The sequence below is a fragment of the Mesorhizobium sp. M0698 genome (genome assembly GCF_040320455.1).
Lineage (GTDB): Bacteria > Pseudomonadota > Alphaproteobacteria > Rhizobiales > Rhizobiaceae > Mesorhizobium.
On sequence record NZ_JAMYPQ010000001.1, the window covers coordinates 95,737 to 121,520 of the forward strand.

Here is a 25,784-nt window from a genome sequence, read left to right on the forward strand (position 1 = left end):
TATGAGCGTCCTTTCCGAGCCACATTTCCACAACGAAGAAGCTGCTTTTGAGCGGCTGGAAGCGATTGTTTGGCCCGAAGGTCCGATTTGCCCGAAGTGCGGCAACTGCGAACAGGCGCGCATTACCCGAGTCTCTGGCCCAACCGCTCGCACCGGCCTTCGCCGCTGCTTGGAGTGCAAGAAGCAATTCACCGTGAAGGTCGGAACGGTGTTCGAATCAAGCCATGTGCCGCTGCACAAGTGGTGGCAAGCGGCGCACCTTCTTGCGTCCAGCAAGAAGGGTATCAGCGCTCACCAACTGCATCGGACTTTGCAGGTCCAGTACAAGACCGCGTGGTTCATGTTCCATCGCTTGCGTGAGGCTATGCGTGACGGGGTGCTGTCCCCAATGGGCGGCGATGGCAAACAGGTCGAAGTTGACGAAACCTACATCGGCCGCCTGAAAGGCGCTCCGGTGAAGCGTGGCGGCGGCGCTCACAAGAATTCTGTCGTTACGCTGGTCGAACGTGGCGGTCGCGCTCGTTCCTTCCATGTCGATACCGCTCGCATGGGCAATGTCATGCCGATCGTTCGCGCCAACATCGCGCGGGAAAGCGCGCTCATGACTGACGAGTCCGGCATCTATCGCCGCGCCGGTCAGGATTTCGCCTCTCACGATTTTGTCACGCACTCCAAAGACGAGTATGTTCGCGGTGACGTGCATACGAATACCGTGGAAGGCTACTATTCGATCTTCAAGCGTGGCATGAAGGGCATCTATCAGCATTGCGGTGAGCAGCACTTGCACCGCTATCTTGCTGAATTCGACTTTCGCTACAGCAACCGCATCGCGCTTGGCGTCGATGACAACAACCGGACGGTAAGGGCTATGGCTGGCATCGTTGGAAAACGACTGAAGTACCGGGACTCATCGGGCGTCGGGGCGGAATAGGCGAGAAAATGGACCGTGTCGTCATAACGGTGCACCCCACCGTCTCCGACGAAAAGTTGCTGAGCGTCACCGACGCCATGCAGCAGGTTCTCGACCACATGAAGCTATTTGAGGCCGCTCAGCAGTCGATGGGCGACCCGCACTCGCGTTTTGAGTGGAGGCTGGAGAAAGCCAGCACCAATAGCCCGTTTACTGTCGTTGCCGTTGCGCAAGCGTCCAATCCTTCGGTCAATGTGTCGGCCATGGCTAAGCGCGTCAAAGCCGAAGTCTCGCAAGGTCTTCGGAGCCTCATGACGCGCGGCACTCCTCCGGAATGGATGACGCACGATACCTTCGCTGTTGCCAAAGGCATCTTCGCCAGAAATCTAAACGGCATCGGTGAGACTTATATTGATTTTGAAGACGGTGACGTGATCTCGATCACGCCCGATCAGGCGAAAGCCGGTATCAACACGCTTGATGCTTTCAACGTGATGGATTTCGAGCAAGATCTAGTGCCGCGACAGTCGTTCGGCGAGATTGAAGGCGTGATGCTTGCGGCTGGTCGCTATCGCAATAGAGAGGCTATCCAGATCAAAAACGAAATGTATGGCTTCATCTGGTGCACTCTTTCCAGAGACCTAATCGAAAGGTTCGGTGACGAGCATTCCATGAGCGATATTTGGAAGGGAAAAACCCTTGGGGTACATGGGCGGCTCAACTACATCGCCGGCGGAAAATTGCAGACCATAGACGCGGTCGAAGTGCGGGAAATTGAGTTTGCCCCTCTTGTGAATTTGGAAGCGATACTTGATCCTGATTTTACGGCGGGGATGGACCCTCACGAATATTTAGAGCAATTGCACGAAGGGCGGCTTGGCTAAAAGAGTGTATTGGGATTCCTGTACGTTTCTCGGCCTCATAAACCAGGAGCCGGGCAAGCTGAATAATTGTGCCGCAGTGTGGAAGGAAGCCGAAGCCGGCGACGTACTGATCTACACGTCATTCTTCACCTTTGCGGAGGTCTTCAAGGCGAAGTGCGAGGACGCCGGCAAGCCGCTTTCTGAGGATGGCGATAAGCAAATCGAATTGTTGCTGCGGCAAAGATGGATTCGCGCGGTCGTCGTTGACGAAAAGATTGGTGTCGCCTGTCGAAGGCTTATGAGACATCACACCGAATGCAAGAAGCCCTCCGATGGCATCCATTTGGCAACGGCGCTGGCCTTGAACGTCGATGAGATGCACACGTTCGATGGCGCCGATTTGCTCAAGCTGGACGGTAAGGTGAACCGCGCTGATGGCAAGCCGCTGAAAATCTGCCCTCCAAAACCAACGCCTAAGCCACCTAAGCCGCAGCACGATATATTTGAGGGCGCCCAATGACCGCGAAGCACAAGTCCGCAAAGCGGGATGACGCAACACAGTCGCGCGCGTTCATAGAGAAGGCGCGCGAGATTGAAGCGGACGAAGGGAAATCCGATGCCGATGCCCTAATGGGCAAGCTGGCGCGTACCCCGGCTGACCACAAGCAAAAGCCGAAGGGCAAGAAGGCACGATGAGCGTCGTCAGCGGTGTGGTGCTTTGTACATCTATTGCTGAAGATTGTTCGAGCCCGAACGGTCAGCCCGTTCTTTTCGAGCGCATACAGGAGTGGCTAGCGGAGCGCGCCGGCCCCTTCCAACAACTTAACAGCGTCGAGGCTAGCTTTGGCGGCAGCAAGCATCCGCAAATGTTTGTAGCTGGCGGCGGCTTCAACCATTTCTCCGAAGACGACTTTGCGGCCTACGTGATGTCGCTGCCTTGGCAAAACCCAGAAAACGTTGTGTTGGTGATCGACCCCGAAGAGGGGGCTACCCGCGTCTTCAGACCTCCCTGTTTGTAAAGTACATAATCGCCCCGCCTTGTCCGGATCGGTCCGGTCACGGCGGAACTGCCCTGCCCAGGCAATGGCAACAGCCATTCCTCGTGCCTGCCAGTGCAGAGCTCATATTCAGGCGCGAGATTCGTCGGCGCCAAGCCCGCCATCCCAATGGCGGGCTACTTACCGCCTTGCACGTGGCGGCAGCAGGGCGGGGCTCACACGAGCACGCGCCTCAGTGTGTTTGACGGCCAGGATCCGGCGAAGCGGACGCTCCGTCTTCCAAGGCGTCCCAGCCCACGGCGGGGCTTCTTTGCATCAGCTGAGGGCACGCAAACTCCGCCAGATCGGTTTCCGCGAAGCCGTCGAACTCGATAGCCGCCCCGTAGAGCTGGGCTGCTTGCATGACGAGCCATTCGATGTCTTCGCGCGCAACATTCTCGGCGAGGTTCTGCAGTCGCGCGGCTTCGGCGACAGCAGTCAGATTGATGGCAATCCCGGACCGCAATGTAGCCCGAACTCGGGAACTGACGTCTTCGTGCAGGCGAACCGAAAATCCGTAGCGCATGGAAAACCTTCCCTTCAGGAGCGGTTTATCCCTCGCTTTCACCATGCGCCCAGAGTCGGCGATTGACAAGCGAAAATCTTGAAAAATCATTTAGTATCAAATAGTTAGTGTATTTTGTCGATTGTGCGGTTGATGCTTGATCCGCTTCATTGGATTTCTGCACGGATCACGCATCTGGAGATCTTGACGTACTCTGCCAACATACCTAACTCTACGAAGAATTAGGAACATGCTAACTCAGCTAGTTTTAGCCTGGTATGACTGGAGGCCGAGATGTCCGAACTGGAACGCCCGGAACGATTGCAGATCATGCTGACCGCCGATGAACTGGCGGCGTTGGAGAACTGGCGCTTCGACAAGCGCATGCCGAGCCGGTCGGCCGCGGTACGGGAACTTTTGAGGCGAGGCCTCACAGCCGATGGTTTCCTGACGGCGGCGCATGGGACCAAGTCGCGCGACTTCGGCATCCTGCCGCATTCTGCAGATGGCGACGGGGCAGTCGACGGGGTGCCCCAGAAGGAATAGCGTCGTTTCCGCGGCGATCGCCCGCTCTGCGACCGTGCTTCGCGACTCTCTTGCTTCGCGATGAGCTGTGAACGTCTGGTCCGCTGATCGCCGCGAAGTAGAAGAGATCCAAAGCTCTGTCTTGCCAGACGCTCCGCAATCAGGGAGTGCTCGATCGGCATAGTGTGGGCTCGGGAATTTGCCGATGACGCTGGAATTGACGGCCGGCGACCAGTCGATGCTGCATGGCGAGCAAGGCTCGGCAGCGGCTGCCGCCATGAAGATCCTGGTCGCTTTCGCGAAGGCGGTCGGCGCGCGCAAATTGCTGGACATTGCCGGTGCCCATATCGACGGCTGCCTTTATCACGGCCAGGCCAGCCTCGATTTCGTCGAAATGCTGATCGAGGGCGGCGGCCGCGTTCGGGTGCCGACGACGCTGAACGTCGGTTCGTTCGACCTCATCCATCCCGGATTGGTGAAGATGCCGGTGTCGCAAGAAACGCCGGCGCGACGCCTGATGAAGGCGCATCTGGAACTCGGCTGCCAGGCGACCTTCACCTGCGCACCCTATCAGACCCGGTTCCGGCCAAGGTTCGGCGAGCAGATCGCCTGGGGTGAGTCCAACGCCATCGTCTTTGCCAATTCGGTGATCGGGGCGCGGACCAACCGCTATGGCGATTTTATCGATTTGTGCTGCGCAATGACCGGGCGCGCGCCGGCATGGGGGCTGCATCTGAGTGAAAATCGACGAGGCCAGGTCCTGTTCGAGCTGACTGACGCTGCTTTCGAGCCAAGCGACGCTCTGTTTGTCGGCGTCGGGCTGATCATCGGGCAAAGGGCTCGCGACCGCATCCCTGTCATATCGGGCCTGCCGCAGCCGCGCGACGAGGACCAATTGAAGGCGCTGGGGGCGGCGGCGGCAACGACGGGTGCCGTGGCGCTGTTTCATGCCGTCGGCATCACGCCGGAGGCGAAGACGCCGGATGAGGCGTTGCACGGCCTGGCGCCGGAGGAAAAAATCCGGATCTCTCGCGCTGACATCCACCATGCGCTGGCCAGGCTGTCGAGCGTCCCCGACGGCGTGCAGCTTGCAGCCGTGTCGTTAGGCACGCCGCATTTCTCCCATGAAGAGTGGATGCGCCTGTTGCCGCTGCTGCGCGAAGTCGGTCCAGGCAAGGGTGTCCCAATCTATGTCAACACAGGGCGCGCGACGCTGACGCGGCTGCAGGACGAAGGCGCACTGGCCGGCATGGAAGCCTTCGGCCTCGTTCCGGTCACCGACACCTGCACCTATGTCACGTCGATCCTCGAGCGTCTCGATGGCGTGGTGATGACCAATTCGGGCAAATGGGCGCATTACGCACCTGGCAATATCGGTGTCTCGGTGGCCTTCGGTGACATGGAAGACTGCGTCCGCTCGGCTGCGGCCGGCCGCGTCGTGCGAGGCGCGCCATGAAGACGCCGGCCAGAACCGGTACATTCCACCTTTCCGGCTCGGCACAAGGCCCAGCGCTGGTGCTTTCGCAGGCGCTCAGCTTCTGGGGCGGGATCGACGTCGAAACGGGCGACATCATCGACCATTCGCATCCGGACCTGGGCGGCAATATCGCCGGCAAGATCCTGGTGATGCCGAGCGGGCGAGGGTCGTCGTCCTCGTCTTCGGTTCTGGCCGAAGCGATCCGCAGAGGCACGGCGCCGGCCGGCATTATCCTGGAGCGGCCGGACCCGATCCTTGCCGTCGGCGCCATCGTTGCCGAATTCCTCTACGAAATCAGCATGCCGCTGGTTGTCTGCGACATGTCAGGCATTGTCTCCGGCGACCGGATCGCAATCGGTCTGGGCGAAGATGCGCAAGCGATGGTGAGCAAGCTCTAGCCGGCCATCAGTCCCGCCGCGCCCCGCCGCCAGTAGGCTGCCGCCAGTGTTTCGTTGCGGCCGAGCGCCAGCGTGCCGCGCCAGTGTTCGCGCACCGTCGTGGCGGCTGCCGCTTCGGCCGCGAACCAGCCGAATGCCGAACCGGTCGGCCATGCGAGCAACCTTACCCACAGGAGCGAAATGGCATGGTCGGCAGTGATAGCGGGCGCGGGCACATGCGCTGGTTTCGATCGGGCAGCATGACGGTTATGCTGCCGATGGCGTGTCTGTCCTTGCGCCGTCTTGCGGGTTCAAGGCACTGGCCGCCGAGACGGTCGTCGCCGGCGGCGGAGACGAAGGCGCTGTTCGTATTGGGCGGCGCATCTATGATCGGCTTCGGTCCTTCTTTCAGATCTCCGGGATGCTTTCCCTGAAAATCACCTGCAGTCTTGGCTGGTGCAATTCGTAAGGCAAGCCCCTGACCGCATGGCTCAAGGTGTTGAGCGCCTCGCGGGCTTCGACACGCGGGTTCTGGTCGATGACCGCGTCGAGCGTGCCGTCGAGCAGAAGCTCCTTGGTGCCTTCCGTCACCTCATGGCCGAGAAAGACCGTCGACAGCGCGCGCCCGCGCTCCTTGAGTGCGCGGGCGATGCCGGTGTTGCCGGCGCCGACATTGTAGATGGCGGCCAGGTCCGGGTGCCGGTCGAGCAGGGCGGAGGCCTCCGAATAGGCCTTCTCCCGGTCGTCGAGCATCTCGCGCATCTCGACGATCTGCAGATTGGGCGATTCTTCCGCCAGTATGTGGCGGAAGCCCATCTCGCGCTCCTCGTGGCCGCGGTAGGAGAGCGAACCGGCGAACAGCGCGACCTTGCCCGGACGCCCGGCACCCATGAAGCGGTTGAGAAGGTAGCCGGCGAGCCGGCCGGCGGCGCGGTTGTCGATGCCGATATAGGCAACCCGCGGCACATGCAGGATGTCGGAAGCGATGGTGACGACCCTGACGCCGCTGGCCGAAAGCGAGCGGATCGCCTCGCGGACCGTCGGATGGTCGAGCGCGATCACACCGACGCCTTGCGTCTGCCCGTGCAGTTCCTGCAGCAGACGCGCAAGCCGGTCCGGATTGAAGCCTTCGATGGTAGCGACGCGGACGTCGAGGTCCGGCCGCGCCTGCGCCTGCGCCTCGATCTGGCGGTGCAGCATCTTGATGAAGGAATTGGTGCCGGCGGGCAGGGCGAAATCCAGCCGTATGACCTCGCCAGTAACCGCGTTGCGCTGGTTCGGATTGTTCGAATTTTCAGCGATATAGCCAAGCCGCTGTGCCGTTTCGAGCACGACCTCGCGGGTGCGCGCCCGAACCCCGGCGCGGTTGTTGAGCACACGGTCGACCGTGGCGGCCGAAACGCCGGCCTCCCGGGCTATGTCTGTCAGGGTGGACCGCACTGTCGATCACCTCATTCCAAAACGCGCCAGGGGCGCATCGAGATCACGCATTTCATGGGTCCACCGTCGGAGAGCGGCTTCATCGCCGTCCGCGATTCTGATGGGAAATGATGTAACCGGCCTTGGCCGATGCGCAAGCCGCCGCGCTACACCAAAATGCCCAAGCAGACCAAAGCGGGGAGGTGGGCAGCCGGGCTCCCTCAAATTCAAGCACCGGCTTCAGTATGAGAGCCTTTACAAACGCCATTCTTCCCCTCCCATGAGATGTTATGAGGTGTATTGATTATTTATGATGTTGACAGCCTTCGTATAGTGCCGTCAATATCCATCATAAGGGCCGTGGAGGAACAAGGCCCTGAGGGAGGAGTTCCAATGTCGAATTTGATCCGCGTGTCGCGGCGCCGTTTGCTGGCGTCCGGTGGAAAGGCGGCAGTCCTTGTTGCCGCCGCAGGTATTGCACCGAAATTCATTCGCCCAAGCCGTGCCTATGCGGCCGATGCCCTGGCGCCCGGCATGATCGGTGGCCCGACGGGCTTCGACGGCTCGGAGCGCTACCAGTATGGCGCCGACACGCCCGAGGGCCGCGCCATCGAGGCGGCCAAGGCGATGAAGGGCGCCGGCAAGGCGCCGGCCAAGATCGTACTTGGCCTGTCCGACGGCTCGATCGGCCAGTTGACCCAGCCGTTTCCGGCCGGCGCGCCGTCGATCAAGGATCTCTGGGAGAAGGAAACCGGCATTCCGTTGGAAATCGTCGGTGTGCCAAACGGCCAGGAATTCACCAAGACGATGCAGGACATCTCCACCAAGGGTGGGGCATATGACATCTACGCGGTCGAATGGAACCGCCTTGGCGACCTCGCCGAAACCGGCGGCATCCTCAAGCTCGACGACTTCGTCGCGCAATACAAGCCGGAATGGGACGATCCCGAGCGCGGCTATGTCGACGGCGCCAAGGGCGTCTCGCTGCTCAACCAGTATCGCGGCTCGACCTACGGCGTGTCGCTGGATGGCGACTTCCAGACATGGGTCTACCGTACCGATCTGTTCGGCGACGCAAACGAGAAGAAGGCCTTCTCCGACAAATACGGCTATGAACTGGCGGCGCCGAAGACCTGGAAGCAGCATGACGAGATCGCGGCCTTCTTCCAGCGCCCGGACAAGGGCCTGTTCGGCTCGACCGATCTGCGCAACCAGGGCTGGGGCTACACCAACTGGTATCAGCGTTATGTCTCAATGGCTTCGCCCAATCAGTTCTTGTTCGACGATACCGGCAAGCCGCTGATCAATTCTGAGCAAGGTATCGCGGCGACCAGCGAGTACATCGCTTCGCTTTCGCACCATTCGCCGGACGCGATCTCCTGGGGCTGGCCGGAGCAGTACGGCAATTTCGCCAAGGGCGGTGCGGCCATGACCTGCGCCTTCTCCAATCTGCCGAAATTCCTCGACAATGCCGGCAACAAGGATTCAGCTGTCACCGGCAAGATCGGCTCGATGCTGCCGCCCGGCCGCGAAATCGACGGCAAGCTGGTCAGCCGGTCGGTGCTGTGGCTCAATCTGTCGGCGTCGGTGTCCTCGCAAGCCAAGAATCCGGAGGCCTGCTACCTGTTCCTGCAGTGGCTGGGCTCAAGCCGCATCTACGCCTGGATGACTGCCAATCCGGGCGGCTACTTCGATCCGTTCCGGCTATCGGATTTCTCGGATCCGCTGGTTCGCCAGACCTATCACGCCTACCACATGGACGTGGTGCGAGAGACGGTCGCCCGCACCGTGCCCACCATCAACTATCCCGGCGCCACCGCCTTCCACAACGCGCTGGACGAGAACCTCGTCGCCGCGCTGACCAAGGCCAAGACAGCCGAGCAGGCGATGGCCGACACCGAGGCCGAGTGGAAGAAGATTGCCCGCCGCACCGGCGAGGAGAAGCTTCTCGAAGCCATCAAGACCAACAAGGAGGCCTGGCCGACCGTCCTCGATCCGATCGCCTGATCGTCGCAGGATCTTACCAAGAAGGGGAGGAGCGGTCGCTCTTCCCCTCGGCAACGAAGGACCCAGCAAAGCCGCAAGATGAAGCGTTCAGTTCCTTTCGAGATATTCCGCTATGCCGCGATCCTTGCGGCGATGGCGGTGACGCTGGTGCCGATCCTGTGGATGGTGTCGATGGCGTTCAAGCCGATCGCCGAATGGTCGGCGACCGGCGCCGACCTGACCTGGTGGCCGAAGAACCCGACACTCAGCAATTTCCGCTTCGTCTTCGGTGAATCGACCAACAATCTGATCGTCGCGCTCGACCGCACAGCTTTGAAGCCGATCCTGTCATCGCTGCTGTCGGCCACATTCGGCACGGCAATCGCCATGTCGGCGGGCACCGCGGCGGCCTACGGTCTGTCGCGCTTCGGCTCGGGCCAGAACCTGCCGCTGGCGCTGATTCAGCTTCGCCTGTTTCCGCCAATGGCGGTCATGACCCCGGTGATGATCATGTGGGCCTTCCTCAATTTCACCGACAGCTGGTGGGGGCTGTCGTTGATCTACGGCATCGTCACGCTGCCTTTCGCCTTCTGGCTGATGAAGACCTTCTTCGACGACATGCCGCGCGAGATCGAGGAAGCGGCGCTGGTCGAGGGCTGCTCGCGGTGGCGCGTCTTCACCCGCATCACGCTGCCGATGATGCGCGCGCCGCTGGCCAGTGCTGCGCTGTTCGTCTTCATCCTCAACTGGTCGGACTATCTGATTGCATTGCTTCTGACGACGCGCGAATGGGTGACGGTCCCCGTCTACATGGCCTCGCTGTCCTCATCGATGACCGGACAGCTCTACGGCGCCAAGGCAGCCCTCGGCCTGATAGCGGCAGTGCCGCCTGTCATCATGGGCATCGCCATCCAGCGCCATCTGGTGCGCGGACTGACCTTCGGGGCGCTCAAGCAATGAGCGCGGTGACTGCGACGATTTCGGAGGGCGACATGCAAGCCTCCAAAGCGGCGTCGGTGCTGCCGGACGAGGGCGCAAAGCTCGGCTTCCGGCTGACGCTGCCGGCGCAGATCCTGGTGCTGTTCATCGCCGTCTTCCCGCTCCTGATGCAGCTCTACATCAGCCTGACCGACTGGTCGCCGCTGTCGGGCACCGGCTGGTGGAACGCCTGGTCGATGTGGAACAGTTTCGCCAACTACACCGACCTTGCCGCCGATGCGCGCTTCTGGAGTGCGCTGAAGCGCACGGCCATCGTCATGATCGTCTGCGTGCCGGCGGAGTTCCTGCTCGGCTTGGCGCTCGCGACACTGTTTGCCGACGAGTTCCCCGGCAAGCGGATCTTCTACTCGATCCTCTTGATGCCGATGATGGTGGTGCCGGCGGTAGCCGGCTACATGTTCTTCATGCTGTTTCAGTCAGGCGGCCCGGTCAACGACATCCTGTCGGCGATCTCAGGCTTTCCCGTCACCATCGCCTGGCTGTCGGACCCGACGCTGGCGCTCATCGCCGTCATGGTCGCCGACATCTGGCAGTGGACGCCGCTGATGTTCCTGATCCTGCTTGCCGGCCTGGTCGGCGTGCCCGACGACCAGATCAAGGCGGCGACGCTGCTCGGCGCCAACCCGTGGCAGCGCTTCGTCACCATCGTGCTGCCGAAGATGAAGACGATCATCATCATCGCGCTGGCGATCAGGGTGATCGAGAACTTCAAGATATTCGACACGCTTTACATCATGACCGGCGGCGGTCCCGGCGTCGCTACCGAAACCATCTCAGTCTACATCTACAAGCTCACCACCCAGGACCTGATCTGGGGCTATGTGGCGGCAATCGCGCTGGCCATATTGATCGTGCTGTCCATCGCTGCGGTGTTTGCCATGAAACGCATGGCCCGGGTACGCGAGGTGGCGGCATGAGCACCATCCACCTGCAGAACCTGGTCAAGAAATTCGGCGACTTCACCGCGCTGAAGACGATGGACCTGGCCATTGCTGACGGCGAGTTCATGGCGCTGCTCGGGCCGTCCGGCTGCGGCAAGTCGACGACGATGAACATGATCGCCGGCATGGAAGGGCCGACCAGCGGCAAGATCCTGTTTGGCGAGCGCGACATGGCCGGCGTGCCGATGGGGCGGCGCGGCGTCGGCTTCGTCTTCCAGAACTATGCGATCTTCACTCATATGAGCGTGCGGCAGAACCTCGCCTACGGGCCGAAAATGCGCGGCGCACCAAAGGCCGAGATCGGCCGCCGTGTCGACGCCATTGCCGAGATGCTGCAACTGACGCCGCTGCTCGACCGCAAGGCGGACAGACTGTCGGTCAACATATTGCAGCGGGTGGCGATCGGCCGTTCGGCGATCATGGAGCCGGCGATCTTCCTGCTCGACGAGCCGCTTTCCAATGTCGACGCCGCCTTCCGGGCAGTGATGCGGACCGAACTGAAGCAGTTGCAGCGGCAGTTCCGGCAGACCATGGTCTACGTCACCCACGATCAGCTCGAAGCAATGACCATGGCCGACCGCATCGCGGTGATGGACCACGGCGTGCTGCAGCAGGTCGGCACGCCGCTCGAGGTCTACAACAACCCGGCCAATGTCTTCGTCGCCCGCTTCATCGGCGCGCCGGGCATGAACCTGCTCAAGGGCAGGCCGGCGGAAAGCGACCGAGGTCTGGTCATCGATCTCGGCCCGCTCGGCGTGACACCGCCGCTGCCGGTCGAGATCGCAGATGCCGTACGCAGGATGCGCGGCGAGGTGTTTTATGGCTTTCGACCGGAGCAGGTGACGCTGGCTGAAGGTGGCCGTGGCCTGTCCATGCCGGTGAGTTTCGTCGAGCGGATCGGTGCGCGCACCATCATCCACCTTGGCGACGGCGAGACTGCGGTGAAGGCGGTGTTCGACAATGATGTCGGGCTGGCGATCGGGCAGACAGCCGTCGTCGCGCCTGCGGCGGAGGCGGTGCGCGTCTTCGACGCCGCCTCCGGTCTTGCATTGAGAGCAGGTTGAGATGGCCGACATCGTTTTCCGTAATGTGACAAAACGCTATGGCGGCACGCTGGCCGTCGACGATGCGTCGTTCGCGGTGAACGACAACGAGTTCTTCTGCTTCTTCGGGCCGCCGCTGTCGGGCAAGTCGACGATACTGCGCCTGGTGCTCGGGCTGGAAACCCCGGACGCGGGCGAGATCCTGATCGGCGGAAAGCCGGTCAACACGGTGTCGCCGGCCGAGCGCAACGTCGCCATGGTGTTCCAGAATTTGGCGCTGTTTCCGCATATGAGCGCGCGCGACAACATCCGCTTTCCGCTGGTCGAACGCCGGGTCGCCGAAGCCGAGATCGAAAAGCGCGTCGCCGATGTCGCGGCCAAGCTGCATATCGGCCATATCCTGCACAAGCCGCCGGCACAGCTTTCCGGAGGTGAGCGGCAGCGCGTGGCGATTGCCCGCGCGCTGGTGCGGGATCCCGCCGCCTATCTGATGGACGACCCGATTTCGGCGCTCGACGCCCGGCTGCGCGAGGAGACGCGGGTCGAGCTCAAGCGCATCCAGCGCGAGCTCGGCAAGACGCTGATCTATGTCACGCACGACCAGGAAGAAGCGATGTCGGTCGCCGACCGAATGGCCATTCTGGAGAACGGCAAGATCAGGCAGATCGGCGCGCCGGCCGAGATCTATGACCGGCCGGCCAGCACCTATGTGGCGCGGCTGCTCGGGTCGCCGATGATGAATATATTGAAGTCGGTGCACGGCGCGGAAGGCGTGGAGGCGGCGGAAGGCACGATCCGCGTCGCGGACAAGGCTGCGCCGGCCGATGCCGTCGAGATCGGGCTCAGGCCGGAAGACATCAAGGTCAGGTCTTGGTCGGGTGGAATGCCGGAGGGGGGCGCGGGCCGCCCGGCGCGAGTGTTCGAGGTCGAGCCGCTCGGCGGCTACACCGTTGTGACGCTCGCCGCCGGAAAGACGCGTCTGCGGGCGCTGTTACGCGGCCAGCCGGACATCAGGCCGGACGCGATGGTAGTGATATCCTGCGAGCCGGGCAGGGTGCATTATTTCGGACAGAGCGGGGGAGCCTTGGCACGATGACGGCGGCTGCAAGGAACGAGCTTCGGGAGGAACATATGGCAAGCCAAGAAATGGTGGGCAACGGCTTCGAGCCGGACGTTAAAGTCCGCACCAGGGAATACAGGATCGGCTGCGTCGGCGCCGGCATGATCATGGCCGAATGTCACCTTGCCGCCTACAAGGAAGCCGGTTTCCCGGTGGTGGCGATTGCCTCGCGGACCAAGGCCAGCGCCGAGAAAGTCGCCAAACGCTGGGATATCCCAACCGTCCACGACACGCCGGAACAGCTCATCGAGGACAAGAACGTCGAGATCATCGACCTTGCCTTTCCGCCGGACAAGCAGCCGGCACTGATCCGTCATGCTCTGAAGCAGGCACATATCAAGGCGATCCTGGCGCAGAAGCCATTGGCGCTGTCCCTTGAAGAGGCCGTCAAACTTCGCGACGAGGCGGCCAAGGCAGGCAAGATCCTCTCGGTCAACCAGAACATGCGTTACGACCAGTCGATGCGCGTCTTGAAGCAGATCATCGACAGCGGCGCGCTCGGCGACATCGTTTTCGCCCAGATCGACATGCATGCGATCCCGCACTGGCAGAGCTTCCTCGAGGACTATGACCGGCTGACGCTCGCCAATATGAGCGTCCACCATCTCGACGTATTGCGCTTCCTGTTCGGCGATCCCTTGGAGATCACCACCCTGACCCGCAAGGATCCGCGCACCCGCTTCGATCATTCGGACGGCATCACCGTGTCGACGATAAAGTTCCCGTCGGGCGTGCTCGCCGTATCGCTTGAGGATGTCTGGTCCGGTCCGCGCCAGGAGGGCTACAAGGACGACCAGCACATCAACTGGCGCGTCGACGGCACCAAGGGCGTCGCCAAGGGCACCATCGGCTGGCCGACAGGTTCTGCCTCGACGCTGACCTATGCCTCGACCGAGACCACCGGTGGTGAATGGGTGACGCCCAGCTGGGACACGATGTGGTTCCCGCATGCCTTCATCGGCGTCATGGAGCAGCTCCAGCACGCGGTCAAGACGGGCGAGCCGCCGGCGCTGTCCGTCGCCGACAACGTCAAGACCATGGCGCTGGTCGAAGCCGGCTACCGCTCCATCGACAAGGGCCGGACCGTCAAGCTTTCCGAAATCTCGATCAACTGAAACACCGGACGACTGAATCACTTACAGGGAGGACTTCACACCATGATGCAGGCAGGTATTTTCACGGGTTATTTCCCGTATGGCCTCAAGGAAACCGCGCAGAAGATCCGTGCGCTCGATTTCAACACCGTGCAGCTCGACCTGCATTTCAGGGATATCGACCTTTCCGCCGGACAGATCACCAAGGACAAGGCCAAGACTGTCCGCGATACGTTCCGCGACCACAATCTGCCGATCTGCTGTGTGTCGGGCTACACCAACATCATCCATCCGGACCTGGGCGAGCGCGAGCGGCGCGTCGGCTATTTGAAGGAGATCATCCGCAACGCACGCCATTTCGGCACCCCTTACGTGATCTCGGAAACCGGTACCTACAACACCGAGTCCGACTGGGTGCATCACCCGAAGAACAAGACCGAGGAAGGTTTTGAGGAATGCCGCAAGGTCATCGCCGACCTTGCCCAGACCGCCTATGACCACGGCGCAGTCTTCCTGCTCGAAACCTATGTCAACAATGTCGTCGGTTCGGTCGAAGAGACGGTGAGGATGTTCGCGCAGATCGACCACCCAGGCCTCGGCCTGCTGATGGACCCGACCAACTATTTCGAAACGCACAACATCGACAGGATGGACCAGATCCTGAACCAGGTGTTCGACACATTGACCGACAAGATCAAGATTGCCCACGCCAAGGACGTCAAGCGTTCCGGCGGCGACAAGTCGGAAAAGCACGCAGACATCGGCGACGAGGACGCGCTGGAGAGCCACACCTTCCGCGGCGTCGGCGAGATCGAGCTGCCGGCGCCCGGCCTCGGTTCGCTGAATTACGACCTCTATCTCAAGCGGCTGGCCGAAAAGCATCCGAACATCCCGGTCATCATCGAGCATCTTTCGGAAGACGACGTGCCCCGTGCCAAGAAATTCCTCGACGGAAAATTCCGCGCCAACGGACTGTGATGGCGCGGTTCGGCTACGAAACAAGGGAGGAAGAGAAATGTTGAAATTCGCGTTGAAAATCGCTGCCGCGGCGACGGTTCTCGCCGGTGTTGCGCTGGGTACGCCGGCGCTGGCGCAGGACGCCCAGAAGACGTTCTACCTGCTGTCGCATGGCGGCCCGTCGGATGCCTTCTGGATCGACTGGAATGCCGGCGCCACCAAGGCCTGCGACCAGCTCAAGGTGACCTGCAAGATCTCGTTCAGCGGCGGCGACATGGCGGCGCAGAAGGAAGCCTTCAACTCGGCACTCGCCGCCAAACCGGACGGCATCGCCACGACCTCGGCGCAGCCCGGCCTGTGGACCGAGGAGGTCAAGGCAGCCAAGGCGGCCGGCATCCCGATCGTGTTCTTCAATACCGACGATCCGGCAACCGGCCGGCAGGCCTATGTCGGCGCCGACCTTAAGGAAGCCGGTGTCATCTGGGCGAAATATCTGGTCGACCACAAGATGGTGAAGCAGGGCGACAAAGTGTTCCTGCCGGTCGAAGTGCCGGGCGCCAGCTACCAGCAGCTCGAGACCGAAGGCATTGCCAGCGTCTTCGATCCGCTCGGCATCAAATATGACGTGGTCGATTGCGGCACCGATCCGGCCGGCATCATCGCCAAGATGACCGACTACATGGTTGCCAACAATCCGCCGGCAATCATCGCGCTCGGCGATTCCGTCGCGGCCAGCGTCAAGCGGGTGTTCGACGGCGCCGGCGTGCCGGCCGGCAAGATTCCGGTCGTCGGCTGGGGCAATTCGAAGGAAACCGCCGAGTCAGTCAAGTCCGGCTTCATCAACGCGGCTGCCTGGCAGTTCCCATCGGCGCAGGGCTTCATGCCGGTGGCGCTGCTCGGTCTCGCCGCCGCGGGCGAACCGATCGGCTACGACATTCACACGTTCAGCCTCTACGACGCCTCGAGCGTCGAACCGATCCTGAAACTCTACAACAAATGATTGAAACTGACGCTCGCCGCGCAGGCGGCGAGCGTCACCCTGGCGTATGGTTCGAACTGTCATGACAATTGCCGCAGAAGAGGAAATGCCGCGTGCCAAACGCAGGTCGAGCCTGATGCGCTCGCCGCAGTTCTCTTCGCTCGTCATCCTGATCGTCCTGCTGGCGGTGTTCGCGATCGCCGACGCGAATTTCCTGTCGCCGCTCAACATCTCCAACATGATGGCGTTCCTGCCCGAGCTCGGCATCATCGCGCTCGGCATGACGCTGCTTCTGACGGCGGGCGAGTTCGACCTTTCGGTCGGTGCCGTGTTCGGGCTGGCGCCGGTCGTCGTCATGCTGCTGGTGCAGAACGGCGGGTTTGATATTGGCGTCGCGCTGTTGGCCGGCCTGCTGCTCTGCATAGCGATCGGTGCGATCAACGGCCTGATCGTCACCAAGATCGGGATCTCGTCCTTCCTGGTGACACTGTCGATGTTGCTCGTCGTGCGTGGGGCAGCGCTTTACATCACCCAAGGCTTTCCGCTGAAATCCTGGAACCAGCCAGGCTTCTTCGTGACGCTGCTGGCCGGCAGCTTCAATATCGGAACGTTCCGTTTCTATACCTCGCTTTGGTGGTTCATCGGCCTGTCGCTACTGGCGATCTATGTGCTGCACTACGCCAAGCTCGGCAACTGGATCAGCGCTATCGGCTCGAACCGTAACGCTGCCGTGGCGCGCGGCGTGCCGGCCGATGCGGTCAAGATCTGGCTGTTCATCCTGACCTCGGTGCTGGCCGGTCTCGCCGGCATGATCAGCGCCTTCCGCATCTCTGCCGCCTCGCCGGTGGCCGGCACCGGCTACGAGCTCGAAGTGATCGCCATGGTGGTGGTCGGCGGCACTGCGCTGACCGGTGGGCGCGGCACCATCCTAGGCACCATCGTCGGCGCGCTGATGCTGCGCAGCATCCGCAACGGCATCGTGCTGATCGGCGTGCCCGGGCTCGCCTATAACATCTTCGTCGGCGTCATCATCCTTGCCATGCTCATCCTGCACGCTTTGCTGCAGAAGAACGCCGCCAGGAGCTGATCATGGAAGTGCTTCGGCTGCAGAATTTGCAAAAATCCTTCGGCAGCGTCCGCGCCCTGAAGAGCGCCTCCTTCACGCTCAACGAGGGCGAAGTGGTGGCCTTGCTCGGCGACAACGGCGCCGGCAAATCGACATTAATCAAGGCGATCTCCGGGGTCTTTCCCGTCGATCGCGGCGACATCTATGTGCGCGGCCAGAAGGTCTCCATCCGCTCGACGCGCGACGCGATGGATCTCGGCATCGAGACCATCCACCAGGACACCTCGCTGGCTCCCGATCTCAGCATCGCGCGCAATCTTTTCCTTGGCCGCGAGCCGGTCAATCTCAAATGGCTTGGCGTGTTCGCGCCGCTCGATCTCGCTCGATTGCGCGATGCTGCGTCGGCTCTATTGAAGCGCGTCGGCATCTCGAAGAAACTCGACGCCGATGCGCTGGTTAGCACGCTGTCAGGCGGCGAGCGTCAGTCGATCGCCATCTCCCGCGCCATGCAGTTCGCCGCCAAGGTCATCATCCTCGACGAGCCGACCAACAATCTCGGCGTCGAGGAAACGCACGGCGTGCTGCGCTTCGTCAAGGAAGTGCGCGACGCCGGCCACTCGGTGCTTTTGATCACCCACAACATCCATCACGTCTTCCAGGTCGCCGACCGCATCATCGTTATGCGCCGCGGCGAGATCGTCGCCGAGCAGACGGTCGCCGGCACCGATCTGCTGACCGTGGAAAGCATCATCACCGGCGCCGACATGTCGGCCCTGCTCAAGGAGACGAGAGCGAAGTGAAGGACGGGAGCAAAGTGAAAGAACTGGCCGTCACATGGTAGAGCTTTACGGCAAGACGCTGTCGCGCCGGCAGGTCTCGGAACGCTCGGGCATGCTGTCGCAGTTCGCCGGCGTGCGGCTGATGACGCTTGGCGACGGCGTCGAGCGCGGCATCCGCATGCTCGAATTCCGCACCGGCTCCGGCCTGCGCTTCACCGCGCTGGTCGACCGGGCGCTCGATATCGCCGATTGCGATTTCAGGGGCCAGGCGATCGGCTGGCACTCGCCGAGCGGTTTTCGCCATCCCGGCCTGCACGAATATGAAGGCGAGGAGGGATTGGCGTGGGCGCGGTCGTTTTCCGGCCTTCTGCTGACCTGCGGCCTCGACCATATATTGTTCATGAACGAAGTACCGGCCGATACCTACAACTACCCGCCGAAGACGATGGTGCGCCATTCGCTGCACGGCCGCATCAGCACCATCCCGGCGCGGCTGACCGGCTATGGCGAGACCTGGGACGGCGACCGCTGCGTGTTGTGGGCCGAAGGCATCGTTCAGCAATCGACTGTATTCGGCGAGGATCTGCACCTGCTGCGGCGGATCGAGGCCGATGTCGGCGGCAACGAGATCCGGCTTTCGGACCGTGTCGTCAATCACGGTTTCAACCGTACGCCGCATATGTATTTCTACCACATCAATATCAGCCATCCGGTGCTCGACGAAGGATCGCGCTACCTGGCGCCGATCCGCGACGTCGTCTGGGCGGGCCATGCCGGCGAGCGCTATGAAGTGCAGAAGGTCGGCTACCGCACGGTGCCGGCGCCGCAACCGGGATTCAAGGAACAGGTCTGGCAGCACGAGCTCGGCGCCGACAGCGCCGGCGAAGTGCCGGTCGCGGTGGTCAACGACAGGCTCGGCCTCGGCTTGCAGGTGGTCACGCGCAAGGACCAGTTGCCTTGCGCCTATCAATGGCAGAATTTCCAGGCCGGGCAGTACGCGCTTGGCATCGAGCCCTCGACGCATCATGTGCTGGGAAATCTGGCCGCGCGCGAACGCGGCGAGATGATCTGGCTGGAGCACGGCGAGAGCCGCTCCTACGATGCCGTGTTCCGGGTTCTCGACGGCGCCGGCGAGATCGCCGATGCGGAGAGCCGGATCGCGGCAATCGCCAGGCAGCCGCGAGAGGACTACCCGCAGCCGTCGGGCCGTTTTCCTGTTCTTGGAGGCAGGTCGTGATAATGGCGAACAAGATACGGGACACCAGTTGGGAGGCTGGCTCCGGCCGGAGCGGGGAGGGCTCGCGGCAGATCGGGAATCGGAGGTCACAATGGCTGGCACGGTAAAGCGCGATTACAGCCTGGTCGGCGAAAGCACGCGCAGGGCGATCGAGACGGGACTGGCCTCGGCGGAGTGGTACCACACGGATGTCCCTCGCAAGGCGATCAAGGAGCTAATGCAGCGCTCAGACGGCCCGGCGATCCGCGACACGATCATCTGGATCGTCGCCATCCTCGGCTCCGCCGCCGGCGCCATCTATTTCTGGGGCACCTGGTGGTGCGTGCCGTTCTTCTTCGTCTACGGCGTGCTCTACGGCTCCTCCAGCGACTCGCGCTGGCACGAATGCGGCCATGGCACTGCCTTCCGCACGCGCTGGATGAACGATGTCGTCTACCAGATCGCCAGCTTCATGCTGATGCGCAACCCGGTGACTTGGCGCTGGAGCCATGCCCGGCACCATACAGACACGATCATCGTCGGCCGCGACGCCGAGATCGCCGTGATGCGCCCGCCGGACCTTTTGCGTGCGGCGCTGGCTTTCACCGGCATCCTTGATTTTCGCTATTCGCTTCCGGCGCTGGTACGCCAGGCGCTCGGCAAGCTGACGCCCGACGAGAAAAGCTACGTTCCCGAGATGGAACAGCACAAGGCCGTCATCGCGGCGCGCTGGCATATTGCCATCTACATCGCCACGATAGCACTCGCCCTCTACATGCAGTCGTGGGTGCCGGTGGTGCTCATCGGCGTGCCGCGCCTCTACGGCACCTGGCACATGGTGATGACCGGCCTGCTGCAACACATCGGTCTGGCCGACAACGTCGTCGACCACCGGCTCAACACCCGTACCGTGTACATGAACCCGATCAGCCGGTTCATCTACTGGAACATGAACTACCACGTCGAGCACCACATGTTTCCGATGGTGCCCTATCACGCGCTGCCCAAGCTGCATGAATTGATCAAGCACGATCTGCCGGAGCCGAACCCGTCGATATGGCATGCCTATCGCGAGGTCTGGCCTGTCCTGCTCAGGCAGCTCAAATACGAGGATCATTTCCTCAAGCGCGAACTGCCGCCAACGGCCAGGCCCTATCGTGGCGAGTTCCACGAAGTGAACATGTCGGCGGCGGCTGAATAGGCACCGCACCGGCGCCATGCAGAAAATTTCAGGAGAGATATAGAATGGCCGATTGGGTCGAAGCGTGCGCCGTGGACGATGTCGAAGAGGAAGATGTCATCCGCTTCGACCATGGCGGCCGCACCTTCGCGATTTACCGTTCGCCGGACGATGAATTCTTCGCCACCGACGGGTTTTGTACGCATGAGAAGGCGCATCTGGCCGACGGGCTTGTCATGGACGACATCATCGAATGCCCCAAGCACAATGGCCGCTTCAATTATAAGACCGGCCAGGCGAAGGGCGCTCCCGTTTGCGTCAATCTCGCGACCTATCCAGTCAAGGTCGAAGCTGGCAAGGTGATGATCCAGATCGCCTGACCGGCCTTCTGTCACGTAGCAAAGGGGACCAAAATCCATGAGCCGGAAAAGACCGACCGTCGCAGACCTGCGGGCCATGAAGGGCAAGCGGCAGTTGACCATGCTGCGCGTGCTGACGATGGACGAGGCCGAGGCCGCCGAACGCGCCGGCGTCGATATCGTCTCGGTGCCGCCGGAGCTGGTGCTCAATCCGCAATACCGCGATGCGGCACCCAGCCTGTTCACCATGCCGGGCGAGAATTTCTTCGAGATCGGCACCGCCGACGATTTCGTCCGCTGGGCGTTCCGGCTCTACAAGGCCAGCGCCGATGCGGTCTACTGCAGCGCCGGGTACGCCACCATCAAGCGGATGGCCGACGATGCCATTCCGGTAATCGGCCATGTCGGCCTCATCCCGTCACGCGCCACCTGGACCGGCGGCTTCAAGGCCGTCGGCAAGACCGCCGACACCGCCATGCAGGTGTTCGAAGCGGTGAAGCAACTGGAGGCCGCCGGCGCGATCGGCGCCGAGATCGAAGTGGTGCCGGTCGAGGTGGCCAAGGCGATTTCGGAACGCACGTCGCTGATCATGCTGTCGATGGGAGCGGGCACCGGCTGTGACGCGCAGTATCTGTTCGCCGACGACATCCTCGGCCAGAACCGCGGCCACATGCCTCGGCATTCCAAGGTCTATCGCAATTTCGCCGCCGAATACGATCGCCTGCAGGCCGAACGCATCGCCGCCTTTTCCGAATATGTCGCCGATGTGAACAGCCTGGCCTATCCCGAAGACAGGCACGTCGTGCACATGGACCCGGACCAGCTCAGCCTGTTCCTGGAGAAGATCGAAGCCGCATAAGACGCCCCGGCAGCGGCACAAAGCGTCATCGCGGATCGTAAAAGGCCGGTTCGGCGCCAGGGCCAGGTCATCGCATGGCCGGCTGCGATGCCACACGAAAGTTTGTTGGACAAGGTCTGGACGGCACCGGCCAGATGCTGTTGAAACCGGTGCGTCATCGGTTTGCCGGACAATTGTGCGGTTGCCGATGGAGCGGGTGAAAATTCCCCTTCGGACAGTTCTGTGCATGACCGCCATTCCCGAAAACAAAGCCTTGCCCGAAACCGCGCCGGCGGCGCGGCAAGCTCGGCGGGTGGCGCTGATCGTCGCCGTCGCCTTTTTCATGCAGCTTCTGGATTCGACCATCATCTCGACCTCGCTGCCGCAGATGGGAGAATCCTTCGGCGTGCCGGCGGTGGCGATGAGCATCGGCATCACCGTCTATATGCTGACCATGGCGGTGTTCGTGCCGCTGTCCGGCTGGCTTGCCGACCGTTTTGGCGCGCGCAACATCTTCCTCGTGGCGATCGCCCTGTTCACGCTGGCCTCGCTCGTTTGCGGCATCTCACAGAACCTGGCCGAGTTCGTCGCCGCACGCGCGGTTCAGGGCCTGGGCAGCGCGCTGATGACGCCGGTCGGCCGCATCCTGGTGCTGCGCAACGCGCCGAAATCCGAGCTTCTCAACGCCACGGCGCTGATCACCTGGCCGGCGCTGTTTGCGCCGGTGGTCGGGCCGGTGCTTGGCGGCTTCATCACCACTTATCTCTCCTGGCACTGGAATTTCTTCATCAACATTCCGCTTGGGGTTGCCGGTTTGGCGCTGGTTGCCCGCTTCATTCCCAGCGACCGCGAAGCTGGGGCCAAGCCGCTCGACTGGCCGGGCTTCCTGCTGACCTCGGTGGGGCTCGCCGCGATGCTCTATGGCCTCGAGCGCATCGCGCATCCGCAGGAGGGTGTGTTGCCGACCGTGGCACTGCTCGGCACGGGCATTTTGGTCGGCTGGCTGGCGGTGCGGCATCTGCGACGCGCCAACCATCCGCTGCTCGATCTCACAGCTTTCAAGGTGCAGACCTTCGCCATCTCGACGCTGTCGGCCGGCACGATCTTCCGCATCGCCATCAACGCCACGCCGTTCCTGCTGCCGCTTTTGTTCCAGGTCGGCTTCGGCCTGAGCCCGGTCGATGCTGGCATGATGATCCTGGCCTATTTCCTCGGCAATCTCGGTATGAAGGCGGTGACGACGCCGACGCTGAGGCGCTTCGGCTTCCGTTCGGTGCTGATCGTCAACGGCGTGATCGCTTCCTTGTCGATCATGGCCTGCGCGGCGCTTTCGCCGCAGACGCCGCAAGCGTTGGTGGTGGTGCTGATGCTGATCGCCGGCCTTTCGCGCTCGATGCAGTTCACCGCGCTCAACACGCTGGCCTTCGCCGATGTGGCCTCACAGCAGCGTAGTTCGGCGGCGACATTGTCCAGCATGCTGCAGCAGGTGGCGATGCTGTTCGGCGTGGCGGTGGCGGCGGCACTGCTCAACCTGTCACAGATCGCCAGGGGCGCGGCAGCGCTCGATCTCGTCGACTTCCGCCTTGCCTTCCTGGTGATCGGCGCAATCGGGCTCGTCGCCTCGTTCCGCTTTCTGGCGTTGGCGAAGGCTGCCGGCGCCGAGGTCTCGGGCCATGTTTTGCGGATTTGACGCAGAAACTGCGCGGCGAGCGCGGACATAAATTCTGCCTGCTTTGCTCGTTGTGGAACAAACTTTTGCGAGCGGTTCGATTGGCACGGTTAATTGCAAAAGTGCTTGAGTTCCTGGCATTGCGCCAGCCTCGCCAATCGGCGCGTCCAACCGCAGAATTTCCTCGCAAGCCGGCCTGCAATGCGCGGATTCATTTGACGAATTGGTCTTGAGCCGATTAGCTTTCGTTCCGATGGCCGCAGAGGGAGCAGGGCGTAGCCATCGCGGGTGAAAGCGGGCAATGAACGCGACCGGCTGGCTAAACTGGAGAAGCCTGAACCAGGAGGGCATTGTCTTTGCCATCGCGGTTGTGCTGTTCATTGCCGCCGCGATCGGACTGCCCGGGTTTATCAACTCGAACAATCTCGTTGCGATCGTGCGCTCGGTCTCGGTGCTGGGCATATTGGCGCTCGGCATGGCGGTCGTCATTATCGGCAGGGGCATCGACCTGTCGGCGGTGGCGATCATGGCGATGTCGGTCGCCTGGTATCTGCAACTGCTGAATTCGGGAACATCCGACGGGCTGGCCTTCGCCTATGTGCTCGCTGGCGTTCTCGCCATCGGGCTGTTGAACGGAATCCTGGTCGCCTACGCCGAGGTTCCGGCGATCTTCGTGACGCTGGCGACCGCATCCTTCGTCTTCGGCTATGTGCGTTCACAACTGATCACACAGGACGCCGTGCCGGTGCCGCCCGGCCATTGGGTCGAGCTTCTGGGCGGGCTGCGTTTCCTCGACATCCCGGTCGAGGTGTTTGTCTTCGCCGGGCTGGCTTTCGCCTTTTTCCTGTTCCTGCGCTACACCAAATGGGGCCGCTACGTCTATTTCGCCGGTGACAACCCGGTCGCCGCGCGCAACATCGGCATTCCAGTGCGCCCGATGCTGGTGCTGCGCTACGTGCTGTCGGCCCTGGTCTCGCTGGTGGCCGGCCTGCTCACCGCCGCCAGCCTGCATTCGATCAACACCCGCATCGTCAATTCCACGCTGCTCTACGACATCGTGCTGGTGGCGGTGATCGGCGGCATCGGTCTGTCTGGCGGGCGGGGCGGGGTGCGCAACGTGCTGGTGGGTGCCGCGCTGATCGGCATCCTGCTCAACGCGATGACCATCATCGACATTCCGCTGCTCTATCAGAACCTGATCAAGGCCGCGATCCTGCTGGCGGCGATCATCGTCGATGGGTTCATCAATCCGCGCGACGAGCAGACCGCGCAGCAAGGCGACATTTAGACTGACGCGAACGGTTGGGGCCGGCCGCGAACGACATACCAAACCAGAGGATGTGACATGAAAATCATCAGGACGTTTATGGCTGCCGCGGCAGCGCTTGCCGCCTCCGCATTCGTGGCGCCAGGCTTCGCGGCCGAAGATCCGGGTCCGGGCGCCTATTCGCAAGCACTCAAGGGCAAGCGCGTGATGCTGGTCCCGATGGCGATGGGCTTCGACCTGGCACAGGGCTGGGCGCATTACCTGAAGACGGAGGTCGAGGCCTGGGGCGGCGTGTTCGAGACGCGTGACCCGAACTGGGTGGTCGATGCCGGCGCGCAGGCGATAACCGACGCGATCTCGTCGGACGCCAGGCCGGACGTGCTGATCATCCACTCGCCCGACCTCAACTCCTATGCCAAGCTGATGAAGAAGGCGCAGGCGGCCGGCACCTATGTGCTTTTGGTCGACAATCCGGCGAACTTCCCGGCCGATGCCTTTGTCGGCAGCGACTGGGATCGCCTCGGCCAGCTGGAAGCCGAAGCAGCGATCAAGGGTTGTGGGCCGAACTCCTCCAAGAAGATCGGGCTGGTGCAGGGCGACCAGGCCAACTCATCGAGCCTCTACCAGTATGCCGGCATCATGAAGGTGCTGGACAAGAACCCCGACTTCAAGGTCGTGGCCAAGCCGGACTCCAACTGGGATGCGACGACCTCGCGCAACGTGACGACGACGATGCTGCAGCAGAACCCCGACATCTGCGCCATCATCGATTTCTGGGATGGTGACGCGACCGGCGCATCGGCTGCGATCCGCGATGCCAAGCTCGAGGGCAAGGTGTTCCTGGTCACCACCGGCGGTGGCGAAAAGACCGCCGACTGCGACAAGCTGCAGGACGGCACCTATGGCGCGGTGGTGATGACCGACCTTGCCCGCCAGTCGGGCGACATGAACGCCGTCATCAAGTTCCTGTTGCAGAGTGGCCAGCCGGCCGGCACCTCGCACACCTACATCTACACGCTGGAGAAGGCGACGACCAAGGCCGACCTCAAGCCGGACAGCTGCTGGGACTTGAAAGCACTGCAAGCCCAAGCTGCGGCCAAGTAGGCCGGCTTTCCTGAGCTTGGCGCTGCCCCTCATCCGCCTGCCGGCACCTTCTCCCCGTATAGTGACGGGGAGAA

General features: G+C 62.2%; 28 protein-coding genes. 25 read left to right on the plus strand and 3 right to left on the minus strand.

Annotated features, from left to right (window positions below):
• The first annotated feature begins 1 nt into the window (after nt 1).
• Genes NKI16_RS00595 through NKI16_RS00615 form a run of 5 tightly spaced genes read left to right on the plus strand, consistent with a single transcriptional unit; the run spans nt 2 to nt 2,792 of the window.
• Nucleotides 2-931, plus strand: coding sequence for an IS1595 family transposase (locus NKI16_RS00595; RefSeq protein WP_352614486.1), 930 nt, complete (start codon nt 2-4; stop codon nt 929-931).
• Nucleotides 932-939: 8 nt separating this feature from the next.
• On the plus strand, nt 940-1,794 hold the full coding sequence (locus NKI16_RS00600; RefSeq protein WP_352614488.1) for a hypothetical protein: 855 nt from the start codon (nt 940-942) through the stop codon (nt 1,792-1,794).
• Nucleotides 1,787-2,293, plus strand: coding sequence for a type II toxin-antitoxin system VapC family toxin (locus NKI16_RS00605; RefSeq protein ID WP_352614489.1), 507 nt, complete (start codon nt 1,787-1,789; stop codon nt 2,291-2,293). Before NKI16_RS00600 ends, NKI16_RS00605 begins: the two co-directional genes overlap by 8 nt.
• Nucleotides 2,290-2,469, plus strand: coding sequence for a hypothetical protein (locus NKI16_RS00610; RefSeq protein ID WP_352614490.1), 180 nt, complete (start codon nt 2,290-2,292; stop codon nt 2,467-2,469). Before NKI16_RS00605 ends, NKI16_RS00610 begins: the two co-directional genes overlap by 4 nt.
• Nucleotides 2,466-2,792 carry a hypothetical protein gene (locus NKI16_RS00615; RefSeq protein ID WP_352614491.1) on the plus strand — a complete coding sequence of 109 codons (327 nt, stop codon included), beginning with the start codon at nt 2,466-2,468 and terminating at the stop codon, nt 2,790-2,792. The genes NKI16_RS00610 and NKI16_RS00615 overlap by 4 nt, the downstream gene beginning before the upstream one ends.
• A 211-nt stretch (nt 2,793-3,003) precedes the next feature.
• Here the strand turns inward: NKI16_RS00615 and NKI16_RS00620 are convergent, their stop codons facing one another.
• Entirely contained in the window at nt 3,004-3,336 is a 333-nt protein-coding gene (locus tag NKI16_RS00620; protein ID WP_023675769.1) for a hypothetical protein, read from the minus strand.
• Nucleotides 3,337-3,609: 273 nt separating this feature from the next.
• Between NKI16_RS00620 and NKI16_RS00625 the strand changes: the two genes are divergently transcribed.
• The 3 genes from NKI16_RS00625 to NKI16_RS00635 all read left to right on the plus strand — a co-directional run bounded on the left by NKI16_RS00625 (nt 3,610) and on the right by NKI16_RS00635 (nt 5,715).
• Nucleotides 3,610-3,861, plus strand: coding sequence for a hypothetical protein (locus tag NKI16_RS00625; RefSeq protein ID WP_023675770.1), 252 nt, complete (start codon nt 3,610-3,612; stop codon nt 3,859-3,861).
• A gap of 184 nt (nt 3,862-4,045) precedes the next feature.
• Nucleotides 4,046-5,296: an aconitase X gene (locus NKI16_RS00630; RefSeq protein WP_352571255.1), complete on the plus strand. Its 1,251-nt coding sequence runs from the start codon at nt 4,046-4,048 to the stop codon at nt 5,294-5,296.
• Nucleotides 5,293-5,715: an aconitase X swivel domain-containing protein gene (locus NKI16_RS00635; protein ID WP_023675772.1), complete on the plus strand. Its 423-nt coding sequence runs from the start codon at nt 5,293-5,295 to the stop codon at nt 5,713-5,715. Before NKI16_RS00630 ends, NKI16_RS00635 begins: the two co-directional genes overlap by 4 nt.
• Here the strand turns inward: NKI16_RS00635 and NKI16_RS00640 are convergent.
• Together NKI16_RS00640 and NKI16_RS00645 are read right to left on the minus strand one after the other, a co-directional pair.
• Entirely contained in the window at nt 5,712-5,930 is a 219-nt protein-coding gene (locus NKI16_RS00640) for an SIP domain-containing protein (protein ID WP_352458312.1), read from the minus strand. The two genes, NKI16_RS00635 and NKI16_RS00640, sit on opposite strands and share 4 nt — an antisense overlap.
• A gap of 172 nt (nt 5,931-6,102) precedes the next feature.
• Nucleotides 6,103-7,134: a LacI family DNA-binding transcriptional regulator gene (locus tag NKI16_RS00645; protein ID WP_023675775.1), complete on the minus strand. Its 1,032-nt coding sequence runs from the start codon at nt 7,132-7,134 to the stop codon at nt 6,103-6,105.
• Nucleotides 7,135-7,506: 372 nt separating this feature from the next.
• Between NKI16_RS00645 and NKI16_RS00650 the strand changes: the two genes are divergently transcribed.
• The 17 genes from NKI16_RS00650 (at nt 7,507) to NKI16_RS00730 (ending at nt 25,710) form a co-directional block, all read left to right on the plus strand.
• Nucleotides 7,507-9,120: an extracellular solute-binding protein gene (locus NKI16_RS00650; RefSeq protein ID WP_352458310.1), complete on the plus strand. Its 1,614-nt coding sequence runs from the start codon at nt 7,507-7,509 to the stop codon at nt 9,118-9,120.
• 78 nt (nt 9,121-9,198) lie between these two features.
• Nucleotides 9,199-10,059 carry a carbohydrate ABC transporter permease gene (locus NKI16_RS00655; RefSeq protein WP_254820511.1) on the plus strand — a complete coding sequence of 287 codons (861 nt, stop codon included), beginning with the start codon at nt 9,199-9,201 and terminating at the stop codon, nt 10,057-10,059.
• Complete coding sequence (locus tag NKI16_RS00660; protein WP_352458309.1) at nt 10,056-11,015, plus strand: carbohydrate ABC transporter permease; 960 nt, start codon at nt 10,056-10,058, stop codon at nt 11,013-11,015. Before NKI16_RS00655 ends, NKI16_RS00660 begins: the two co-directional genes overlap by 4 nt.
• Nucleotides 11,012-12,103, plus strand: a complete 1,092-nt coding sequence (locus tag NKI16_RS00665) for an ABC transporter ATP-binding protein (RefSeq protein ID WP_352458308.1) — start codon at nt 11,012-11,014, stop codon at nt 12,101-12,103. Before NKI16_RS00660 ends, NKI16_RS00665 begins: the two co-directional genes overlap by 4 nt.
• A 1-nt stretch (nt 12,104) precedes the next feature.
• The gene (locus NKI16_RS00670) at nt 12,105-13,178 is read left to right on the plus strand and encodes an ABC transporter ATP-binding protein (protein WP_352458307.1); all 1,074 of its coding nucleotides are present in this window, start codon (nt 12,105-12,107) and stop codon (nt 13,176-13,178) included.
• Between the two features lie 50 nt (nt 13,179-13,228).
• Nucleotides 13,229-14,317 (plus strand): Gfo/Idh/MocA family protein, encoded by a 1,089-nt coding sequence (locus tag NKI16_RS00675; RefSeq protein ID WP_023675779.1) that lies wholly within the window; start codon nt 13,229-13,231, stop codon nt 14,315-14,317.
• Nucleotides 14,318-14,359: 42 nt separating this feature from the next.
• Complete coding sequence (locus NKI16_RS00680) at nt 14,360-15,274, plus strand: sugar phosphate isomerase/epimerase family protein (RefSeq protein WP_023675780.1); 915 nt, start codon at nt 14,360-14,362, stop codon at nt 15,272-15,274.
• 37 nt (nt 15,275-15,311) lie between these two features.
• The gene (locus tag NKI16_RS00685; RefSeq protein ID WP_023675781.1) at nt 15,312-16,253 is read left to right on the plus strand and encodes a sugar ABC transporter substrate-binding protein; all 942 of its coding nucleotides are present in this window, start codon (nt 15,312-15,314) and stop codon (nt 16,251-16,253) included.
• 61 nt (nt 16,254-16,314) lie between these two features.
• Nucleotides 16,315-17,319, plus strand: coding sequence for an ABC transporter permease (locus NKI16_RS00690; protein WP_245274659.1), 1,005 nt, complete (start codon nt 16,315-16,317; stop codon nt 17,317-17,319).
• Complete coding sequence (locus NKI16_RS00695; RefSeq protein WP_023675783.1) at nt 17,316-18,098, plus strand: ATP-binding cassette domain-containing protein; 783 nt, start codon at nt 17,316-17,318, stop codon at nt 18,096-18,098. The genes NKI16_RS00690 and NKI16_RS00695 overlap by 4 nt, the downstream gene beginning before the upstream one ends.
• Before the next feature lie 34 nt (nt 18,099-18,132).
• Nucleotides 18,133-19,314: an aldose 1-epimerase family protein gene (locus NKI16_RS00700; protein WP_023675784.1), complete on the plus strand. Its 1,182-nt coding sequence runs from the start codon at nt 18,133-18,135 to the stop codon at nt 19,312-19,314.
• Between the two features lie 91 nt (nt 19,315-19,405).
• Nucleotides 19,406-20,494, plus strand: a complete 1,089-nt coding sequence (locus NKI16_RS00705; protein ID WP_023675785.1) for a fatty acid desaturase family protein — start codon at nt 19,406-19,408, stop codon at nt 20,492-20,494.
• Nucleotides 20,495-20,538: 44 nt separating this feature from the next.
• Complete coding sequence (locus NKI16_RS00710; RefSeq protein ID WP_023675786.1) at nt 20,539-20,853, plus strand: MocE family 2Fe-2S type ferredoxin; 315 nt, start codon at nt 20,539-20,541, stop codon at nt 20,851-20,853.
• 37 nt (nt 20,854-20,890) lie between these two features.
• On the plus strand, nt 20,891-21,691 hold the full coding sequence (locus NKI16_RS00715; protein WP_023675787.1) for a 3-methyl-2-oxobutanoate hydroxymethyltransferase: 801 nt from the start codon (nt 20,891-20,893) through the stop codon (nt 21,689-21,691).
• Between the two features lie 226 nt (nt 21,692-21,917).
• Nucleotides 21,918-23,360 carry a DHA2 family efflux MFS transporter permease subunit gene (locus NKI16_RS00720; RefSeq protein WP_352623401.1) on the plus strand — a complete coding sequence of 481 codons (1,443 nt, stop codon included), beginning with the start codon at nt 21,918-21,920 and terminating at the stop codon, nt 23,358-23,360.
• Between the two features lie 280 nt (nt 23,361-23,640).
• Entirely contained in the window at nt 23,641-24,627 is a 987-nt protein-coding gene (locus NKI16_RS00725) for an ABC transporter permease (RefSeq protein WP_023675789.1), read from the plus strand.
• Between the two features lie 57 nt (nt 24,628-24,684).
• On the plus strand, nt 24,685-25,710 hold the full coding sequence (locus tag NKI16_RS00730; protein WP_352458300.1) for a sugar ABC transporter substrate-binding protein: 1,026 nt from the start codon (nt 24,685-24,687) through the stop codon (nt 25,708-25,710).
• The last annotated feature ends 74 nt before the right edge of the window (nt 25,711-25,784 follow it).

Bases quoted from the DNA above. Each gene is read 5' to 3' on its own strand.
- NKI16_RS00690 (WP_245274659.1), top strand. From the start codon at position 16,315: ATGACAATTGCCGCAGAAGAGGAAATGCCGCGTGCCAAACGCAGGTCG.
- NKI16_RS00660 (WP_352458309.1), top strand. From the start codon at position 10,056: ATGAGCGCGGTGACTGCGACGATTTCGGAGGGCGACATGCAAGCCTCC.
- NKI16_RS00665 (WP_352458308.1), top strand. From the start codon at position 11,012: ATGAGCACCATCCACCTGCAGAACCTGGTCAAGAAATTCGGCGACTTC.
- NKI16_RS00680 (WP_023675780.1), top strand. From the start codon at position 14,360: ATGATGCAGGCAGGTATTTTCACGGGTTATTTCCCGTATGGCCTCAAG.
- NKI16_RS00725 (WP_023675789.1), top strand. From the start codon at position 23,641: ATGAACGCGACCGGCTGGCTAAACTGGAGAAGCCTGAACCAGGAGGGC.
- NKI16_RS00615 (WP_352614491.1), top strand. From the start codon at position 2,466: ATGAGCGTCGTCAGCGGTGTGGTGCTTTGTACATCTATTGCTGAAGAT.
- NKI16_RS00670 (WP_352458307.1), top strand. From the start codon at position 12,105: ATGGCCGACATCGTTTTCCGTAATGTGACAAAACGCTATGGCGGCACG.
- NKI16_RS00625 (WP_023675770.1), top strand. From the start codon at position 3,610: ATGTCCGAACTGGAACGCCCGGAACGATTGCAGATCATGCTGACCGCC.
- NKI16_RS00720 (WP_352623401.1), top strand. From the start codon at position 21,918: ATGACCGCCATTCCCGAAAACAAAGCCTTGCCCGAAACCGCGCCGGCG.
- NKI16_RS00610 (WP_352614490.1), top strand. From the start codon at position 2,290: ATGACCGCGAAGCACAAGTCCGCAAAGCGGGATGACGCAACACAGTCG.
- NKI16_RS00715 (WP_023675787.1), top strand. From the start codon at position 20,891: ATGAGCCGGAAAAGACCGACCGTCGCAGACCTGCGGGCCATGAAGGGC.
- NKI16_RS00600 (WP_352614488.1), top strand. From the start codon at position 940: ATGGACCGTGTCGTCATAACGGTGCACCCCACCGTCTCCGACGAAAAG.
- NKI16_RS00620 (WP_023675769.1), bottom strand. From the start codon at position 3,336: ATGCGCTACGGATTTTCGGTTCGCCTGCACGAAGACGTCAGTTCCCGA.
- NKI16_RS00710 (WP_023675786.1), top strand. From the start codon at position 20,539: ATGGCCGATTGGGTCGAAGCGTGCGCCGTGGACGATGTCGAAGAGGAA.
- NKI16_RS00705 (WP_023675785.1), top strand. From the start codon at position 19,406: ATGGCTGGCACGGTAAAGCGCGATTACAGCCTGGTCGGCGAAAGCACG.
- NKI16_RS00630 (WP_352571255.1), top strand. From the start codon at position 4,046: ATGACGCTGGAATTGACGGCCGGCGACCAGTCGATGCTGCATGGCGAG.
- NKI16_RS00685 (WP_023675781.1), top strand. From the start codon at position 15,312: ATGTTGAAATTCGCGTTGAAAATCGCTGCCGCGGCGACGGTTCTCGCC.
- NKI16_RS00635 (WP_023675772.1), top strand. From the start codon at position 5,293: ATGAAGACGCCGGCCAGAACCGGTACATTCCACCTTTCCGGCTCGGCA.
- NKI16_RS00730 (WP_352458300.1), top strand. From the start codon at position 24,685: ATGAAAATCATCAGGACGTTTATGGCTGCCGCGGCAGCGCTTGCCGCC.
- NKI16_RS00675 (WP_023675779.1), top strand. From the start codon at position 13,229: ATGGTGGGCAACGGCTTCGAGCCGGACGTTAAAGTCCGCACCAGGGAA.
- NKI16_RS00655 (WP_254820511.1), top strand. From the start codon at position 9,199: ATGAAGCGTTCAGTTCCTTTCGAGATATTCCGCTATGCCGCGATCCTT.
- NKI16_RS00700 (WP_023675784.1), top strand. From the start codon at position 18,133: ATGGTAGAGCTTTACGGCAAGACGCTGTCGCGCCGGCAGGTCTCGGAA.
- NKI16_RS00595 (WP_352614486.1), top strand. From the start codon at position 2: ATGAGCGTCCTTTCCGAGCCACATTTCCACAACGAAGAAGCTGCTTTT.
- NKI16_RS00650 (WP_352458310.1), top strand. From the start codon at position 7,507: ATGTCGAATTTGATCCGCGTGTCGCGGCGCCGTTTGCTGGCGTCCGGT.